Genomic DNA, 15,163 nt, shown 5'->3' with positions numbered 1-15,163 from the left:
TGCCTCCGAGAGTCCGGCCCGGCCCGGCGCGGACGACACCGAAGGACGAATGGATGACCCTGCCCTCCATCAACCCGGCACTGGGCATGGACCTGGTCACGCGGAGAACACTTGAACGTCGGGTCGCGTCGATCAGCGTGGTGATCCCGGCGCACAACGAGGAAGCCACGATCGACGAGGTCGTGTCCGAGTCGTCACGTGGGCTTTCCCTGCTCGGCACGAGTGGCGAAGTGATCGTCAGCGCCAGCGGCTGCACGGATCGGACGGCCGACGTGGCGCGGGAGGCCGGTGCGACGGTGGTCGACGCGGAACTCGGCAAAGGGGCGGCGATCGCACGAGGTGTGTCGGCGAGCAAGGGGGACATCGTCTGCCTCGTGGACGGCGACCTGCGCTACTTCGGCGACCCTCCCTTGGTGGCGCTGCTCGTCGAGCCGATCCTGAACGGCACCGCGGACGCCACGGTGTCGGATCTCTACTGGCGTCCGCTCTACCCGCAGCTCTGGCTGCACGGGTTCTTCGCGCCCCTCGCGGGCACCTTGTTCCCCGAGCTGCTGCCGAAGGTCGGTTCGACGCCGTGGTCCGGCCAACGCGCCGCCGTGCGCGAACTCTGGCCCGAGTCGCTGCCCGGCGGGTTCACGGCGGACCTCGCGCTGCTGCTCCACTGGAACGCCAACGCGGTGCGCATGCGGCCCGTGCTCGCGGACGACTGGACGAACCCGCAGCGGCCGAAGCCGGAGTTGATGGAAGAGGAGTTCGGACTCCTCGTCGAGAGCGCGGTCGCCCGTGGCCGGATCGAACGGCAAACGGTTGCCCGGCTGCGCGGGTGGTTCGAGCAGACCTACGCCCTCATGGCCGAGTACGACCCGGAACGGCACGATCCCCAGCAGTTCGAGGCTCGGATCCTCGACCGGTCCCTCGCGGAACTCCGCGCCCGGCTCCACGCGGCCTAGCTGCCGGCCGGTTCGGCTTCGAAAGGGGAAACCGGAGGCGCGAGGACCGACCAGTTCCCGGCTCCGGCGGTGTCCACCCATCCGAGAGCGCGTTCCGGCCACCGGCGCACGGCAGACCTGCCGCACCGAACGCGGGTGGGCGGTGGTCACGGCAGAGGAGGAGTCACGCATGCGAGGGACGGCCAAGGCAAGCGGCGCCGCGGAACTGCTCGCGTTGGCGCGCGGCGGTGACGGTGAGGCGTTCCGCGGGCTCGTGGAGCCGTACCGACGGGAGCTCCAGGTCCACTGCTACCGCATCCTCGGCTCGGTGCAGGACGCGGAGGACCTCGTGCAGGAGACGCTGCTGGCGGCGTGGCGCGGCATCGGCGGGTACGAGGAGCGGGCTTCGGTGCGGACCTGGCTCTACCGGATCGCCACCAACCGCTGCCTCAACGCGCTGCGGGCCGGCGCCCGTCGTCCGAACGACCAGGCGGCCTACCGATCGGAGGCCGGGTTGCCCGAGCCGTCCCACCGCCCTGCGGAGCCCAGCTGGCTGGAGCCCTACCCCGACTCGCTGCTGGACGGGATCGCCGACCACGCGCCGGGGCCGGAGGCGCGCTACGAGATCAGGGAATCGGTGTCGCTGGCGTTCCTGACCGCCCTGCAACAACTGCCGCCGAAGCAGCGGGCCGTGCTGGTCCTGCGGGACGTGCTCGGCTTCCGCGCGGCCGAGGCCGCGACCATCCTCGACACCTCCGAGAATGCGGTCACCAGCGCGTTGAAGCGGGCCCGCGGCGCGCTGGACCTCGACCGGGAGAGCGCACCGCTGCCGAACTCGCCGCTGGAGCGCCGGATCGTGGACGACTTCGCCCGCGCGTTCCAGGACGGTGACGTGGACGCGGTCGTGGCCCTGCTGACCAACGACGCGCGGCTCTCCATGCCGCCGATGCCGCTGGAGTACCAGGGCCCGGCCGACATCGGGCACTTCCTGACGACGGTGGCGCTGCGCGACGGGTTGCGGTACGCGTTGATCCCGACCCGCGCGAACGGCCAACCGGCCTTCGGCTGCTACGTGCGCGACCCCCGCACGCCGATCCTGCACGCGCACGGCGTGCTGGTGCTGTCGCTGACCGGCGACCGGATCACCGCCCTCACCCGGTTCCACGACAACTGCTTCCTGCCCCGCTTCGGACTACCGCGATCGCTGCGCGCCTCCATCGGCAGCGCCTGACCACGAGCCCGAGTCGCGAACGAACCGGAGGAGAACGGTGAGCACCGCAGTGGAGCGGATGACGTCCAAGCAGGCGTGGACCTTGGGTCTCGCCTCGCTGGCCTCGTTCATGATGGCCCTGGACAGCATGGTCGTGACCACCGCGCTGAGCACGATCCGCGCGGATCTCACGGCGTCGGTCGAACAACTGGAATGGGTCGTCAACGCCTACAACCTGACGTTCGCGGTCCTGCTGCTCACCGGCGCGGCGCTCGGCGACCGGATCGGCCGGCGCAAGGTGTTCAACGCGGGCCTGGCGTTGTTCACCGTCGCGTCGGTGGCGTGCGCGCTGGCGCCGGACGTCGTCTTCCTGATCGTCTCCCGGGCGTTGCAGGGCGCGGGCGCCGCGATGGTGCTGCCGCTGTCGCTCACGCTGATCACCGCGGTCTTCCCGCCGCGGACGCGCGGCAAGGCGATGGGCCTCTACCTGGGCCTCACCGGGCTGGCCACGTTGAGCGGCCCGTTCATCGGCGGCGCGATCGCCCAGGGCCTGGCCTGGCAGTGGATCTTCTGGCTGAACCTGCCGATCGGCGTCGTCGCGATCCTGCTCACCACGCGGCAGGTGGACGAGAGCACCGGCCCGAACGACAAGCTCGACCTCGGCGGTCTGGGCCTGGTGACGCTGGGCGCGTTCGGCGTCATCTGGGCGTTGGTGCGCGGCAACGCGGCGGGCTGGGGCAGCGCGGAGGTCGTCGCCTCGTTCGCGGTCGGCGTGGCGCTGGTGGTCGCGTTCGTGCTCTACGAGAAGCGCACGCCGCGACCGATGGTCCCGATGACCTTCTTCAAGCTGCGGGCGTTCGCCACCGCCAACCCGGCGAACTTCCTGGTGTTCGCCTCGCTGTACGGCACGATGTTCTTCCTCGCGCAGTACTTCCAGGTCGTCAAGGGCCACGGTCCGCTCGTCACCGGCCTCATGCTGATGCCGTGGACCGGCACGCTCATGGTGTGCGCGCCGATCGCCGGTCGCCTGGTCGACAAGGTCGGCGAGCGGAGGTTCGTCGTCGGCGGCCTGTTCCTGCAGGCGGTCGGCATGGGGTGGATCGCCTTCGCGGTCGACACCGACACGTCCTACCTGGAGGTCCTGCCCGCGCTGGTCCTCGGTTCGGCCGGCATCACGGCGGCGATGCCCGCCGCGCAGAAGGCGGTAGTGGGCGCGGTGGAGCCGCAGCGGATCGGCCAGGCGTCCGGCGTCTTCATGATGCTGCGCATGTTCGGCGGCGTGTTCGGCACCACGGTGGCGGTCGCCGTCTTCGGCGCCGTCGGCGGCTACGCGACGGCCGCGGAGTTCAGCGACGGCTTCTCGGCCTCGATGGTCGCGGTCGCCGTGCTGGCCTCCCTCGGCGTGCTGGTGGGGCTCGCCATGCCGAGTTCCTACCGGGTAGCACCGGAGGTAGCATCGAAGGTATGAAAATCAGTGTGAGCCTCCCCGAGGAGGACGTAGAGTTCGTTGATCACTACCTGCGGCAACACCGGAGCGCTTCTCGATCGTCGGTGATCCACCAGGCGATCACGCTCCTGCGCGAGGCGGGTCTGGAGAACGCCTACGCGAGCGCGTGGGAAGAGTGGGAAGCCGGAGGGGACGCCGACATGTGGGACGTGACCGCGCCAGACGGTGTCCACGATGCGGCGAGGTGACATCTACTGGGTGGACCTGGAGCCGGCGCAGGGCGCCGAGGCCAACAAGATCCGCCCGGCCGTGGTCGTCAGCAACGACGCGGCGAACCGGGCCGCCGGACGGGGCGGCCGGGGTGTGGTGACCGTGGTCCCGATCACCTCGAACACCGCCAAGGTGTACCCGTTCCAGGTGCTGCTGCCCGCCAAGGACTGCGGGCTCGGCGCGGACTCGAAGGCCCAGGCCGAGCAGGTGCGCACGGTCGCCGCGGCCCGGCTCCGCGCCAGGATCGGCGGCCTGCCGCCCGCGGTGCTCAAGCAGCTCGACGACGCCCTGCGCGTGCACCTGTCGCTCTGAGCCGCCGCGCACCGCCGGGACCGCCCGGAGGCGGCCCCGGCAGCCCACGTCACTCCACGATGCGGATGGCGCCGGCCGGGCAGAGGTGCGCCGCTTCCCGCGCCGCCTTCTCGTGCTCGCCCGTCGGGGACGGCTGGAGCAGCACGACCGTCCCGTCCACCTCGTCCTGGTCGAACACCGCGGAGTCGGTCAACGCGCACATCCCGGCCCCCGCGCACACGTCCGGATCGACTTCCACCTTCACGAGAACTCCACTGGCAGCTCGTGCACACCGTAGATCGCCATGTCGGTGCGCATCCTGACATCCTCGGCGGGCACCCCGAGCCGCAGGTCCGGGAACTCCCGGAACAGCGCGGCGAAGCCGACCCTCATCTCGATGCGGGCCAGCTGCTGCCCGAGGCACTGGTGCACGCCGTGGCCGAACGCGAGGTGCCCGGCCGCGGACCGGCGGACGTCGAACTCGTCCGGCCGCTCGAACCGAGCCGGGTCCCGGTTGGCGGCGGCCACCGAGATCGAGACCGACTCGCCGGCCCGGACCACCACGCCGCCGATCTCCACGTCCTCCAACGCCGTGCGCAGCGTGCCGAACTGGATGATCGTCAGGTACCGCATCAGCTCCTCGACCGCGTTGTCCACCAACGACGGGTCGGCTTGCAGCGCCGCCAGCTGCTCGGGGTGCTGCAACAGCAACAACGTGCCGAGGCCCAGCATGTTCGCCGTGGTCTCGTGACCGGCGACGAGCAGCAGCAGCCCCATGTTGGCCACTTCTTCGTCGGTCAGCTCGCCGGTGGCGATCAACCCGGTCAGCATGTCGTCGCCCGGCTCGACGTGCTTGCGCTTGGCCAGCTGGAGCACGAAGTCCTCCAGCCGCTCGAACGCCTCCATGATCTCCTCGAACGAGGAGTCGAGCCGCAGCGCCTTGGCGGTGTCCTCCTGGAACTTCGCCCGGTCCTCGTAGGGCACGCCGAGCAGCTCGCAGATCACCATCGACGGCACCGGCAGCGCGAACTCCGCCACCAGGTCCGCCGACGTGCCGGACGCGCGCATCGCGGCCAGGTGGTCGGCCACGATCTGCTCGATGCGCGGCATCAGCTGGTTCATCCGCCGCACGGTGAACTGCCCGGTCAGCAGCTTGCGGTAGCGGGTGTGGTCGGGCGCGTCCATCCCGATGAACATGCCCGGCTTGGCCGCCGGCCGCTTCGGCACCGGCTTGCCGGCCACCGTGCGCGGTGAGTGCTGGAGCTCGGCCCGGCTGCTGAACCGGCGGTCCGCGTGCACCTCGCGAGCCAGCTCGTAGCTGGTCACGAGCCACCCCAGGTGCCCGTCGGGGAACTTCATCCGGGTGATCGGGGCCCGTTCGCGGAGCAACCCCAACTCCGCGGGCGGGTCGAACGCCGTCGTGCGTCGGCTCGGCAGCTCTGAGTACAGCGTTTCGGTCATCTCGCACACCTCCCAGTGCGTAAAGGGACCTACTTCGCAACGTACAGAAGTTTCACGAAGCCGTGAAGTAAATAAGCCGTAAGGGAACGGCAGTAGTACGGGTGATAGCAGGTGTGCTACAAAATGCTCGAGAACTCCGACAAGGGGGAGGTGAGGGGTCCTTGGTCATCGAGGTGCGCGATCTGCGGATGCGCTACGGCACGACGGACGTGCTGCACGGGGTCGACTTCACCGCGGGCCCGGGTGAGGTGCTGGCCCTGCTCGGGCCGAACGGCGCGGGCAAGACCACGACGATCGAGATCCTGGAGGGCTTCCGGCTGCCCTCCGACGGCCACGTCCGCGTGCTGGGCGTCGACCCGGCCGTCGGCGACGAGGCCTGGCGCGCCCGGCTCGGCGTGGTGCTCCAGTCGTGGCGCGACCACGGCCGCTGGAGGGTGCGCGAACTGCTGCACCACCTGGGCCGCTACTACGCGCCCTACGCCACGCCGCACCAGCCGCGGCCGTTCGACACCGACGAGCTGATCGAGACCGTCGGCCTGGCCGAGCACGCGCACAAGAAGATCAGCAGCCTCTCCGGTGGCCAGCGGCGGCGGCTGGACGTGGCGATCGGCATCGTCGGCAAGCCGGACCTGCTGTTCCTGGACGAGCCGACGGCCGGGTTCGACCCGCACGCGCGCCGGGACTTCCACGACCTGGTGCACCGGCTGTCCGACCTGGAGGGCATGACGATCCTGCTGACCACGCACGACCTGGCCGAGGCGGAGAAGCTGGCCGACCGGATCCTGGTGCTCGCGGGCGGGCGGATCATCGCCGACGGCAGCCCGGACCAGCTCAGCCGCGAGGTGGCGGGCAAGTCCGAGGTCCGCTGGACGCACGACGGCCTGCGGCACGTGCACACCGCGGAGGACGCGACGGCGTTCGTGCGCGACCTGTTCCGCCAGCACGCGACGGGCATCTCCGAGCTGGAGGTGCGCCGCAGCACGTTGGAGGACACCTACATGGCACTCGTGCAGCGGCACGAGAGCGGCCAGGCGACGGACGAGGAGGTGGCGATCCGGTGAACACCAAGGCACAGGCCATCCGGCTCGGCGTGGACCGCGGGGTGCGCGAGTTCCGCCACTCCATGGGCAGCTCCGACCAGGCCTACAACGTCTTCACCGGGCTCGCCGCGCTGACCGTGCTGTGGTTCCAGCGCGACTCGTCCGTCGAGGGCTCCGGCCTCTCGCTCGCCGCGCTCACCCTGCCCGGCCTGCTCGGCATGGGGATGGTGTTCGGCTCCCTGGTCGGGCCCGCGGGCCAGCTCTCGATGAACCGGGAGGACGGCACGCTGCTGCGCGCCAAGGCGGTGCCGCACGGGATGGTCGGCTACCTGGTCGGCCGGACCGTGCAGACGTCGCTGGACTCCCTGACCGGTCTGCTGATCGTGCTGGTGCCGGGCCTGTTCCTGGTGAACGTGCTGGCGGACGCGGGTGTGGGCGGCGTGCTCGGCCTGCTCGCCGTGCTGGCGCTCGGCATGGTGTCGATGCTGCCCTGGGGCGCGGTCGCCGGGTCGGTCACCAAGAGCCCCGGCGGCGCGATGGGCATCACCATGCTGCCGATGATGGGCCTGATCGCCATCTCGGGCATCTTCTACCCGATCACCGCGATGCCCGGCTGGCTGCAGGGCGTGGCCCAGGTGTTCCCGGTGTACTGGGCGGGGCACGGCGCCAGGGCGGCGCTGCTGCCGGACGCGGCCGCGGTCGCGGAGATCGGCGGCACCTGGCGGATCCTGGAGATGACGGGCGTGCTCGGCGTGTGGGCGGTGGTCGGCTTCCTGCTTGCGCCTACGATCCTGCGTCGGATGGCTCGCCGTGAGTCCGGAGCGGAGATGGAGCAACGCCGACAGGCGGCGTTGCAGAGGGTGCGATGAGCGAAAGCGTCTACAACCGGATCGCGATGCTGCGCGCGGAACGGGGAGTGTCACGCCGGCAGCTCTCCGAGGCGTTGGGCATCCACTACCAGACCGTGGGCTACCTGGAGCGGGGCGAGTACAGCCCCAGCCTGTACCTGGCGCTGCGCATCGCGCAGTACTTCGAGGTGCCGGTGGAGGTCGTGTTCTCGACCGACCCGTTCCCCAGGTTGGGCAGCTCGGAGCGATCCGCGTAGACGGGGAGGGGGCGGCGTAGAAGGCGCCGCCCCCTCTGAGCTACTCCGACTCCGCCTCGATCACGTCGGCCGCCGCGGCCGTGCCGCCCGCCGCCCGGGTCTCGGCCTTGAGCACGGCCAGCCGCCGGGCCACCTCCGGGTCGTCCGCCAGCTCCAGCACGGCGGACCGCAGCCCTTCGGCGGTGACCTCCTCGCGCGGGATGTGCCTGCCGACGCCCAGGTCGACCAGGCGCATCGCGTTCATGGCCTGCTCGCCGAGCATGGGCAGGCCCACCATCGGCACGCCGTGGTAGAGCCCTTCCATCGTGCCGCCCATGCCGCAGTGCGTGATGAACACCTTGGCGTGCGAGAGGATCTCCAGCTGCGGCACCCACCGGTGCAGCTCCACGTTCGACGGCGGCTCGCCGAGCGAGGCCGGGTCGACGTGCTTGCCGACGGCCATCACCACGTGCCAGTCGAGGTCGCCGAACGCCTCGAAGCACCGCCGGTAGATCCCCGGCTCGTTGGTGTAGGCCGACCCGAGCGAGATCAGCAGCACCGGGCGGTCGTCCGCGGGCCGTTCCCACGTGCCCTGGAACGCCGACCGGTCGCTCAGGCACGGTCCCACGAACGTGTACTTCGGGTGCACCGACTCGTGGTTCGGCTGGAACGACCGCGCGATGCTCACCACCGCGCGGTCCGGGTCGCCGACGTACGCCGGGCCGGGCAGCGCCACGCCCTCGGCGACCAGCCACTGCTCCAGCTCGGCGTAGAACTCGGTCACCTCGGGCTGGTCGACCATGTCGCCCAGCTCCTCCTCCCAGCCCTCGTACGTGACGAAGGTGGGGGAGAACTGGACGGCGGGCACGCCCCAGCGCCCCGCCAGCAGGCGCGCCGTCCACGCGCCGATGTCGTACACGACGACGTCCGGCCGGTCGGCCCCGAAGGCCGCCTCCAGCACCGGCAGCACCGACTTGGCCTCGGCCAGGAACAGGCGCATGGCCGGCGCCGCTTCGGTCGGCCACTCCTGGTCTTCGGTGGGCAGGGTCGTGGGGTGCACGACCGGCGTCGCGCCGGCCCGCTCGACGACGTCCGCGAATCCGGGGTCGACCGCGTAGCTGACCCGGTGGCCCCGGTTCACCAGCTCGGTGACGACGGGCAGCGTCGGGTTGACGTGGCCGTGGCCGGGGATGTTGAGAAAAGCGATGTGCGACATGAGGGACTCTCCGCCTGGGATGGGGGTTGGCTCGAAGACCCCGTCACGCGTGGCGCGTGGGGGTGGACGGCAGCCCCGAACTCAGAGGTAGAAGATCCCGAAGGCCCACATGCGATTGACGATAGCGCCGGGCGCCACTCATTTCCCGAGCACGCCGCGCAGCGCCGTGCGGATCGCCGCGGCCAGTTCGGCGCGGCTCTCCGGGGTCCCGGGTGGAGGCGCCCCGAGCGTGCCCGGGCCGGCCAGCCGGTCGAACACGAGGCCGTCGAGGAACGCCACCAGGTCCCGGCCCTGGCGCTCCGGGTCCTCCGCGCCCAACGCCGCCAGCAGCTGCCGCATCCGTGCGCGCGGCCGTTCGCCGTGGGCCAGGATGCCGCGCAGCTCGGGGTGGTGGGTGGCCTCCAGCAGGCACGCGTACCGGGCCAGCGTGCGTTCGCGGGCCGTGGTCATCCACTGGTCGAACACGTGCGCGACGCCCTCGGCCAGCAGGTCGAGGTCCCGGGTGACGTCCGTGCTCACGTCGACCACCTCGGCGTTGTCCAGTTCGGCGAGCCGCTGCACGACGCCTTCGACGAGCGCTTTCCGGGTGCGGAAGTAGGCCGAGGTCGAGCCGGTGGGCACACCCGCCTGCCTGTCCACCGCGCGGTGGGTCAGCCCCCGCATGCCTTTCGTGGCCACCACGTGGATCGCCGCGTCGGCGAGGGCGGCCATGCGCTCGGTCACGTTGCATCCTCCTTCTACAGCTGTAGAGTACGGGCATCTACAGCTGTAGAAGGAGCGGGCATGAGAGCGGTCGTGGTGGGCGGTGGCCTCGGCGGTGTCACGGCGGCGGTGGCGTTGCGGCGGGTCGGGTGGGAGGTCGCGGTGCTGGAGCGCGCGGCGGAGTTCGGCGAGGTCGGCGCGGGCGTCGGCGTGATGCCGAACGCCATGCGGGCGCTGGCGGCGCTGGGGCTGGCCGACGACGTGCGGCGGATCGGCACGCCCCGCGTGCCGGGCGGCATCCGCGACCGGAAGGGGCGGACGCTGGCGCACGTCGAGACGCCGCACCAGGACCACGTGGTCGCCGTGCACCGGGCGGACCTGCACCGGGTGCTGCGGTCGGCGTTGCCGCCGGAGTGCCTGGTCACGGACACCGAGGTGCACGACCTGGACGACCTGGACGCGGACCTGGTGGTCGCGGCGGACGGCATCCGCAGCCGCGCCCGGCAGGCGCTGTTCCCCACATTGCCCCAGCCGGTGTACGCGGGCACCACGGCGTGGCGCAGCGTGACGACCGCTCGGTTCCCGCGCGACCTCGGTGTCAGCCAGACCCTCGGTCCCGGCACCGAGTTCGGCGTCCTCCCACTGGGTGACGGCCGGGTCTGCTGGTACGCGGCCACCGTCGCGCCCGCCGGTGGCCGCTCGGCCGACGAGCTGGGCGAGGTGCGCCGCCTCGTCGCCGGCTGGCACGACCCCATCCCGGACCTGCTGGACGCCACGCCGCCCGACACCGTGCTGCGGCACGACATCCACGAACTCGCCACGCCGCTGCCGACCTTCGTGCGCGGCCGGGTGGCGCTGCTCGGCGACGCCGCCCACGCGATGACGCCCTACCTGGGGCAAGGCGCGTGCATGGCGATCGAGGACGCGGTGGTGCTGGCCGCCGCGTGTGCCCGCGCCGACGACGTGCCGACCGCGCTCGCCGACTACGACCGCCAACGCCGGCCGCGCACGCAGCGGATGGCGAAGGCGTCGCGGGTGCTCGGGCGGGTGGGGCACAAGGTGCGCAACCCGGTGGCCGTGACGATGCGCGACGCCGCGATGCGCGCGGTCCCGGCGTCGGTGGGTTCGGCGAGGGCGACGAAGTTCCTGGCGTGGACACCGCCGTCGTTGTCACCCGATAGGGGACAACGAGGCTGTGATGTAAATCACAGGTAACCGCCGTGATTCGAGCGGATAACGATCGAATATCACTCGTTTTCCCAGGATGTGTCACACTTCTGCGCGATCAAGCACTCACTCTGTGGCATCAACGGTCCGTTGTCGCACCCCCTCGGTGCCCGGCACGGCGGTGCGACAACCACGAAAGGGCAACTACGGTGTCCCGCCATGGCCCCCGTCCCCTCGTGTCCGGCTGAAGCCATTCCCCTGCACGACGCCACCGCCTTCACCGTCGACCTCGCCGAGGCCGACGAGTTCATCCGACTGCACCACGCGGAGCACCCCGAGCTCGGCCCGGTCGAGCACCGCCTCGCCGAGGTGCACGCCGAGGTCGCCGCCACCGGCACGTACCGCCACACCCCCGACGAGCTGACGTTCGGCGCACGGGTGGCGTGGCGCAACAGCGCGCGCTGCATCGGCCGCCTGTACTGGCGCAGCCTCAAGGTCCGCGACCTGCGGGAGCTGCGCGACCCCAAGGAGATCGCGGACGAGTGCGTCGAGCACCTCAAGCTCGCCGCCAACGGCGGCAAGGTCCGCCCGGTGATCACCGTGTTCGCGCCGGACGACCCCGGCCAGCCCGCGCCGAGGATCCGCAACGAGCAGCTGGTCCGCTACGCGGGCTACGTCGGCTCGGACGGCGGCGTCCTGGGTGACCGGCGCAACGCCGAGCTGACCGAGCAGGCGATCGGCATGGGCTGGCGCCCGCCCACCCGGCGGGGGCCGTTCGACGTGCTGCCGCTGATCGTGGAACGGGAGGACGCCGAGCCGGCCTTGGTCGAACTGCCGCCCGACGCGGTGCTGGAGGTGCCTATCGGGCACCCCGAGCTGCCGTGGCTGGCCGACCTGGGGCTGCGCTGGCACGCCGTGCCCGCGATCAGCAACATGCGGTTGCGCATCGGCGGGATCGACTACCCGGCCGCGCCGTTCAACGGCTGGTACATGGGCACCGAGATCGGCGCGCGCAACTTCGCCGACGCCGACCGGTACGACCTGCTGCCGTACCTGGGCAAGCGGATGGGCCTGGACACCTCGTCGGTGCGGACGCTGTGGCAGGACCGGGTGCTGGTCGAGCTGAACCGCGCGGTGCTGCACTCGTTCGCGGCGGCGGGGGTGACCATCACCGACCACCACACCGAGTCGGACCGGTTCCTCACGCACATCAAGAAGGAGGAAGAGGCGGGCCGCTCGTGCCCGGCGGACTGGACGTGGATCGTGCCGCCGATGTCGAGCGGGATCACCAGTGTCTTCCACCGGTACTACGACAAGCGCGAGCTGGTGCCGAACTTCTTCCCCGGCGACACCAAGGGCGTCTGCCCGGTGATCCACTGAGAGCGGCCGGAAGTCTCAGCAAGACGTATGTACGGTTAACGTTGAAGTTCACCTGTGGCGTAGATCACCAACACCGGTCTAGGGTGACTCTCCGTGAGAGTGGGCATACCCGTCGAGGCGCGGCCCGCCGAGCGCCGCGTAGCCGGTCTACCGGAAACGGTGACCACGCTGATCGGTGCCGGACTCACGGTGGACGTGCAAGCCGGAGCGGGCAGACACGCCCACGCCTCGGACGCCGCCTACCGCGCAGCCGGTGCGAACGTCATCGCCGACCACCCGGCCGGGCAGTCAGACGTGATCGTCTCCGTCCAACCGCCGACACCAGAGCAGGCCGCCGCCCTCCGCGAGGGCGACATCACGATCAGCTTCCTGCAGCCCAACAGCGAGCCAGAGCTGATCGAGGTGCTCAAGGCCAACAAGGTCACCGCGTTCAGCCTCGACCTGCTACCCCGCGTGACCAGGGCGCAGTCCGCCGACGCCCTGTCGTCGCAGGCCCTGGTCGCGGGCTACCGCGCGGTGATGGAGGCCGCCAACCGGCTGCCCAGGTTCCTGCCCATGTTCACCACGGCGGCGGGCACCATCCCGCCCGCCAAGGTGCTCGTCCTGGGCGCGGGCGTGGCCGGGTTGCAGGCCATCGCCACCGCACGGCGCCTCGGCGCCGTGGTCGAGGCCTACGACGTGCGCGCGGCGGCCAAGGACGAGGTCAAGAGCCTCGGCGCGCGGTTCCTCGAACTGGACCTCGAAACGCAGCAGGGCGTCTACGCCGAGGCGCAGTCGGAGACGTTCCTGGAACGCCAGCGCGAGCTGATCGCGGAACGGGTCGCCGCCTCCGACGTGGTGATCTCCACCGCCGCCATCCCCGGCCGCAAGGCGCCCGTGCTGGTCACCAACGACATGCTCAAGGCGATGGCGCCCGGCTCGGTGGTGGTCGACCTGGCCGCCGAGTCCGGCGGCAACGTCACCGCCAGCAGCCCGGGTGAGGAGACCTGGGTCGGCGAGGTGCTGGTCTACGGCGCGAGGAACATGCCCAGCGGCATGCCCGTGCACGCCAGCAGGCTCTACGCGCGCAACGTGGCCAACCTGCTGCTGATGATGACCAAGGACGGCCAGGTCGTGCCGGACCTCACCGACGAGGTGCTGGCCGGCTGCTGCCTCACGCACGCGGGCGAGCTGAGGAGGGAGCTGCCGTGATCGACCTGTTGACGATCTTCGTGCTGGCCGTGTTCGTCGGCTTCGAGGTCGTGTCGAAGGTGTCCACGATCCTGCACACGCCGCTGATGTCGGGCGCGAACGCGATCCACGGCGTGATCCTCGTCGGCGCGATCCTGATCACCGGCCGCGCCGAGCACGCGCTGGAGATCACGCTCGGCCTGGCCGCGGTGTTCCTGGCCACGGTCAACGTGGTCGGCGGCTTCGTGGTGACCGACCGGATGCTGGAGATGTTCAAGGGCCACAAGGCGGACAGGCCGGTCAAGAGCGCGGCCAACGGCCACAAGGAGGTGGGCGGGTGAGCCCCACCTGGGTCCAGCTCGCGTACCTGGTCGCCGCGCTGTGCTTCGTGCTGGCGCTCAAGGGCCTGAGCACGCCGAAGTACGCCCGCGCGGGCAACCTCGTCGGCGCGGCGGGCATGGCGCTGGCCGTGGTCACGGCGTACGCGCACGGCGCGGTGCACAACGGGCTGCTGATCGTGATCGCCGTGGTCGCGGGCGTCGTGGTGGGCATCCCGGCGGCGCGGTCGGTGAAGATGACCGCCATCCCGCAGATGGTGGCGCTGTTCAACGGCGTAGGCGGCGCGGCGGCGGCACTGGTGGCGCTGACGGAGTTCCTGGCCGTGCCGCACGGCTCGGTGCTGTTCCAGGTCTTCACCGTGCTCACCGTGCTGATCGGCTCGGTCAGCTTCTCCGGCAGCGTGGTCACGTTCCTCAAGCTCCAGGAGATCATGACCACCCGGCCCGTGCTGCTGCCCGCGGGTCAGCTGCTCGGCATCGGCGCGGCGGCGGTGAGCGCGCTGCTCGCGCTGTCGGTCGTGCTGACCGGGAACGGCCTGCTGCTGGTGCTGCTGGCGCTGGCGGGTCTCGCGCTCGGCGTGCTGTTCGTGCTGCCGGTGGGCGGCGCGGACGTGCCGATCGCGATCTCGCTGCTCAACGCGTTCACCGGCCTGGCCGTCGCCGCGTCCGGCTACGTGCTCGCCAACACCCTGCTGATCGTCGCGGGCACCCTCGTCGGCGCGTCCGGCACGATCCTGACCCGGCTGATGGCCCAGGCCATGGGCAGGCCGCTGACCAACATCCTGTTCGGCGCCTTCAAGCCGACCTCGACGGCGGCGGCGACGGACGAGCAGCGCACCGTGCGCTCCGGCACGGTGGACGACGTGGCCATCATGCTCGGCTACGCGCACTCGGTGCTGGTGGTCCCCGGTTACGGCCTGGCCGTGGCGCAGGGCCAGCACGCGGCGCGGGAGCTGGCGCAGGTGCTGGAGCAGCGCGGCGTCACCGTGCACTACGGCATCCACCCGGTCGCGGGCCGGATGCCGGGCCACATGAACGTGCTGCTCGCCGAGGCGGACGTGCCGTACGAGCACCTCAAGGAGCTCGACGACGTCAACCCCGGCATCGGCAGCGTCGACGTGGTGCTGGTGGTCGGCGCGAACGACGTGGTCAACCCCGGCGCGCGGGACGAGCCGAGCAGCCCGATCTACGGCATGCCGATCTTCGACGTGGACCGGGCGAAGGCCGTGGTGTTCATGAAGCGCTCGATGCGGCCCGGCTTCGCGGGCGTGGACAACAGCCTGCTGTACAACCCGAAGACCACCATGCTGTTCGGCGACGCCAAGGAGTCGCTGACCAAGCTGCTGGCCGCGGTGAAGCACGTCTAGCGCCTGTTTCACAAGTCCGTGTTCGCGATAGTCGGGCCTGAGGCGGCTCCCGGGGGCACGGCCGAATGGGCCACATACAACAGCGGTATGC

The 15,163-nt window shown here is 71.0% G+C and carries 17 protein-coding genes; 13 read left to right on the top strand and 4 right to left on the bottom strand.

What is annotated here, in order from left to right:
• Positions 1 to 53 precede the first annotated feature (53 nt).
• The 5 genes from AB0I91_RS16705 (at position 54) to AB0I91_RS16685 (ending at position 4,168) form a co-directional block, all read left to right on the top strand.
• Complete coding sequence (locus AB0I91_RS16705) at positions 54 to 950, top strand: glycosyltransferase (protein ID WP_499637385.1); 897 nt, start codon at positions 54 to 56, stop codon at positions 948 to 950.
• 169 nt (positions 951 to 1,119) lie between these two features.
• Positions 1,120 to 2,160: a sigma-70 family RNA polymerase sigma factor gene (locus AB0I91_RS16700; protein ID WP_499637383.1), complete on the top strand. Its 1,041-nt coding sequence runs from the start codon at positions 1,120 to 1,122 to the stop codon at positions 2,158 to 2,160.
• Between the two features lie 37 nt (positions 2,161 to 2,197).
• Positions 2,198 to 3,607 carry an MFS transporter gene (locus AB0I91_RS16695; protein ID WP_498783952.1) on the top strand — a complete coding sequence of 470 codons (1,410 nt, stop codon included), beginning with the start codon at positions 2,198 to 2,200 and terminating at the stop codon, positions 3,605 to 3,607.
• The gene (locus tag AB0I91_RS16690; protein WP_498783950.1) at positions 3,604 to 3,834 is read left to right on the top strand and encodes a ribbon-helix-helix domain-containing protein; all 231 of its coding nucleotides are present in this window, start codon (positions 3,604 to 3,606) and stop codon (positions 3,832 to 3,834) included. Before AB0I91_RS16695 ends, AB0I91_RS16690 begins: the two co-directional genes overlap by 4 nt.
• Positions 3,821 to 4,168, top strand: a complete 348-nt coding sequence (locus tag AB0I91_RS16685; RefSeq protein WP_498783948.1) for a type II toxin-antitoxin system PemK/MazF family toxin — start codon at positions 3,821 to 3,823, stop codon at positions 4,166 to 4,168. Before AB0I91_RS16690 ends, AB0I91_RS16685 begins: the two co-directional genes overlap by 14 nt.
• 49 nt (positions 4,169 to 4,217) lie before the next feature.
• Here AB0I91_RS16685 and AB0I91_RS16680 read toward each other — a convergent pair whose 3' ends face one another.
• Positions 4,218 to 4,412, bottom strand: a complete 195-nt coding sequence (locus AB0I91_RS16680; protein ID WP_230566834.1) for a ferredoxin — start codon at positions 4,410 to 4,412, stop codon at positions 4,218 to 4,220.
• Positions 4,409 to 5,608: a cytochrome P450 gene (locus AB0I91_RS16675; protein WP_498783946.1), complete on the bottom strand. Its 1,200-nt coding sequence runs from the start codon at positions 5,606 to 5,608 to the stop codon at positions 4,409 to 4,411. The genes AB0I91_RS16680 and AB0I91_RS16675 overlap by 4 nt, the downstream gene beginning before the upstream one ends.
• A gap of 188 nt (positions 5,609 to 5,796) precedes the next feature.
• On the opposite strand from AB0I91_RS16675, the gene AB0I91_RS16670 reads away from it, so the two are divergent.
• The 3 genes from AB0I91_RS16670 to AB0I91_RS16660 are packed head-to-tail and all read left to right on the top strand — an operon-like array spanning position 5,797 to position 7,753.
• The gene (locus AB0I91_RS16670; protein ID WP_499618066.1) at positions 5,797 to 6,669 is read left to right on the top strand and encodes an ABC transporter ATP-binding protein; all 873 of its coding nucleotides are present in this window, start codon (positions 5,797 to 5,799) and stop codon (positions 6,667 to 6,669) included.
• Positions 6,666 to 7,517, top strand: coding sequence for an ABC transporter permease (locus tag AB0I91_RS16665; RefSeq protein WP_498783944.1), 852 nt, complete (start codon positions 6,666 to 6,668; stop codon positions 7,515 to 7,517). Before AB0I91_RS16670 ends, AB0I91_RS16665 begins: the two co-directional genes overlap by 4 nt.
• On the top strand, positions 7,514 to 7,753 hold the full coding sequence (locus tag AB0I91_RS16660; protein ID WP_033437276.1) for a helix-turn-helix transcriptional regulator: 240 nt from the start codon (positions 7,514 to 7,516) through the stop codon (positions 7,751 to 7,753). The genes AB0I91_RS16665 and AB0I91_RS16660 overlap by 4 nt, the downstream gene beginning before the upstream one ends.
• Positions 7,754 to 7,793: 40 nt before the next feature.
• Here AB0I91_RS16660 and AB0I91_RS16655 read toward each other — a convergent pair whose 3' ends face one another.
• Both AB0I91_RS16655 and AB0I91_RS16650 read right to left on the bottom strand, forming a co-directional pair.
• Entirely contained in the window at positions 7,794 to 8,948 is a 1,155-nt protein-coding gene (locus AB0I91_RS16655; RefSeq protein ID WP_499637381.1) for a macrolide family glycosyltransferase, read from the bottom strand.
• A gap of 138 nt (positions 8,949 to 9,086) precedes the next feature.
• Entirely contained in the window at positions 9,087 to 9,671 is a 585-nt protein-coding gene (locus AB0I91_RS16650) for a TetR/AcrR family transcriptional regulator (RefSeq protein ID WP_499637379.1), read from the bottom strand.
• A gap of 60 nt (positions 9,672 to 9,731) precedes the next feature.
• On the opposite strand from AB0I91_RS16650, the gene AB0I91_RS16645 reads away from it, so the two are divergent.
• The 5 genes from AB0I91_RS16645 to AB0I91_RS16625 all read left to right on the top strand — a co-directional run bounded on the left by AB0I91_RS16645 (position 9,732) and on the right by AB0I91_RS16625 (position 15,072).
• A complete protein-coding gene (locus AB0I91_RS16645; protein WP_499637377.1) occupies positions 9,732 to 10,865 on the top strand; it encodes an FAD-dependent monooxygenase in 1,134 nt (377 codons plus the stop codon).
• Positions 10,866 to 11,036: 171 nt separating this feature from the next.
• On the top strand, positions 11,037 to 12,197 hold the full coding sequence (locus AB0I91_RS16640) for a nitric oxide synthase oxygenase (protein WP_498783936.1): 1,161 nt from the start codon (positions 11,037 to 11,039) through the stop codon (positions 12,195 to 12,197).
• Positions 12,198 to 12,290: 93 nt separating this feature from the next.
• The gene (locus AB0I91_RS16635; protein WP_498783934.1) at positions 12,291 to 13,388 is read left to right on the top strand and encodes a Re/Si-specific NAD(P)(+) transhydrogenase subunit alpha; all 1,098 of its coding nucleotides are present in this window, start codon (positions 12,291 to 12,293) and stop codon (positions 13,386 to 13,388) included.
• Positions 13,385 to 13,708 (top strand): NAD(P) transhydrogenase subunit alpha part 2, encoded by a 324-nt coding sequence (locus AB0I91_RS16630; protein ID WP_498783932.1) that lies wholly within the window; start codon positions 13,385 to 13,387, stop codon positions 13,706 to 13,708. The genes AB0I91_RS16635 and AB0I91_RS16630 overlap by 4 nt, the downstream gene beginning before the upstream one ends.
• A complete protein-coding gene (locus tag AB0I91_RS16625) occupies positions 13,705 to 15,072 on the top strand; it encodes an NAD(P)(+) transhydrogenase (Re/Si-specific) subunit beta (protein ID WP_498783930.1) in 1,368 nt (455 codons plus the stop codon). The genes AB0I91_RS16630 and AB0I91_RS16625 overlap by 4 nt, the downstream gene beginning before the upstream one ends.
• Positions 15,073 to 15,163: the final 91 nt, after the last annotated feature.

It is taken from the genome of Actinosynnema sp. NPDC049800, assembly GCF_040656635.1.
Lineage (GTDB): Bacteria > Actinomycetota > Actinomycetes > Mycobacteriales > Pseudonocardiaceae > Actinosynnema.
The sequence above is the reverse complement of the archived record's forward strand: the minus strand, read 5'-3'. Positions and strand labels throughout refer to the sequence as shown.

Coding starts and splice junctions, on each gene's coding strand:
- AB0I91_RS16705 (WP_499637385.1), top strand. CDS start 54: ATGACCCTGCCCTCCATCAACCCGGCACTGGGCATGGACCTGGTCACG.
- AB0I91_RS16700 (WP_499637383.1), top strand. CDS start 1,120: ATGCGAGGGACGGCCAAGGCAAGCGGCGCCGCGGAACTGCTCGCGTTG.
- AB0I91_RS16690 (WP_498783950.1), top strand. CDS start 3,604: ATGAAAATCAGTGTGAGCCTCCCCGAGGAGGACGTAGAGTTCGTTGAT.
- AB0I91_RS16685 (WP_498783948.1), top strand. CDS start 3,821: ATGCGGCGAGGTGACATCTACTGGGTGGACCTGGAGCCGGCGCAGGGC.
- AB0I91_RS16675 (WP_498783946.1), bottom strand. CDS start 5,608: ATGACCGAAACGCTGTACTCAGAGCTGCCGAGCCGACGCACGACGGCG.
- AB0I91_RS16670 (WP_499618066.1), top strand. CDS start 5,797: ATGCGCTACGGCACGACGGACGTGCTGCACGGGGTCGACTTCACCGCG.
- AB0I91_RS16660 (WP_033437276.1), top strand. CDS start 7,514: ATGAGCGAAAGCGTCTACAACCGGATCGCGATGCTGCGCGCGGAACGG.
- AB0I91_RS16655 (WP_499637381.1), bottom strand. CDS start 8,948: ATGTCGCACATCGCTTTTCTCAACATCCCCGGCCACGGCCACGTCAAC.
- AB0I91_RS16645 (WP_499637377.1), top strand. CDS start 9,732: ATGAGAGCGGTCGTGGTGGGCGGTGGCCTCGGCGGTGTCACGGCGGCG.
- AB0I91_RS16640 (WP_498783936.1), top strand. CDS start 11,037: ATGGCCCCCGTCCCCTCGTGTCCGGCTGAAGCCATTCCCCTGCACGAC.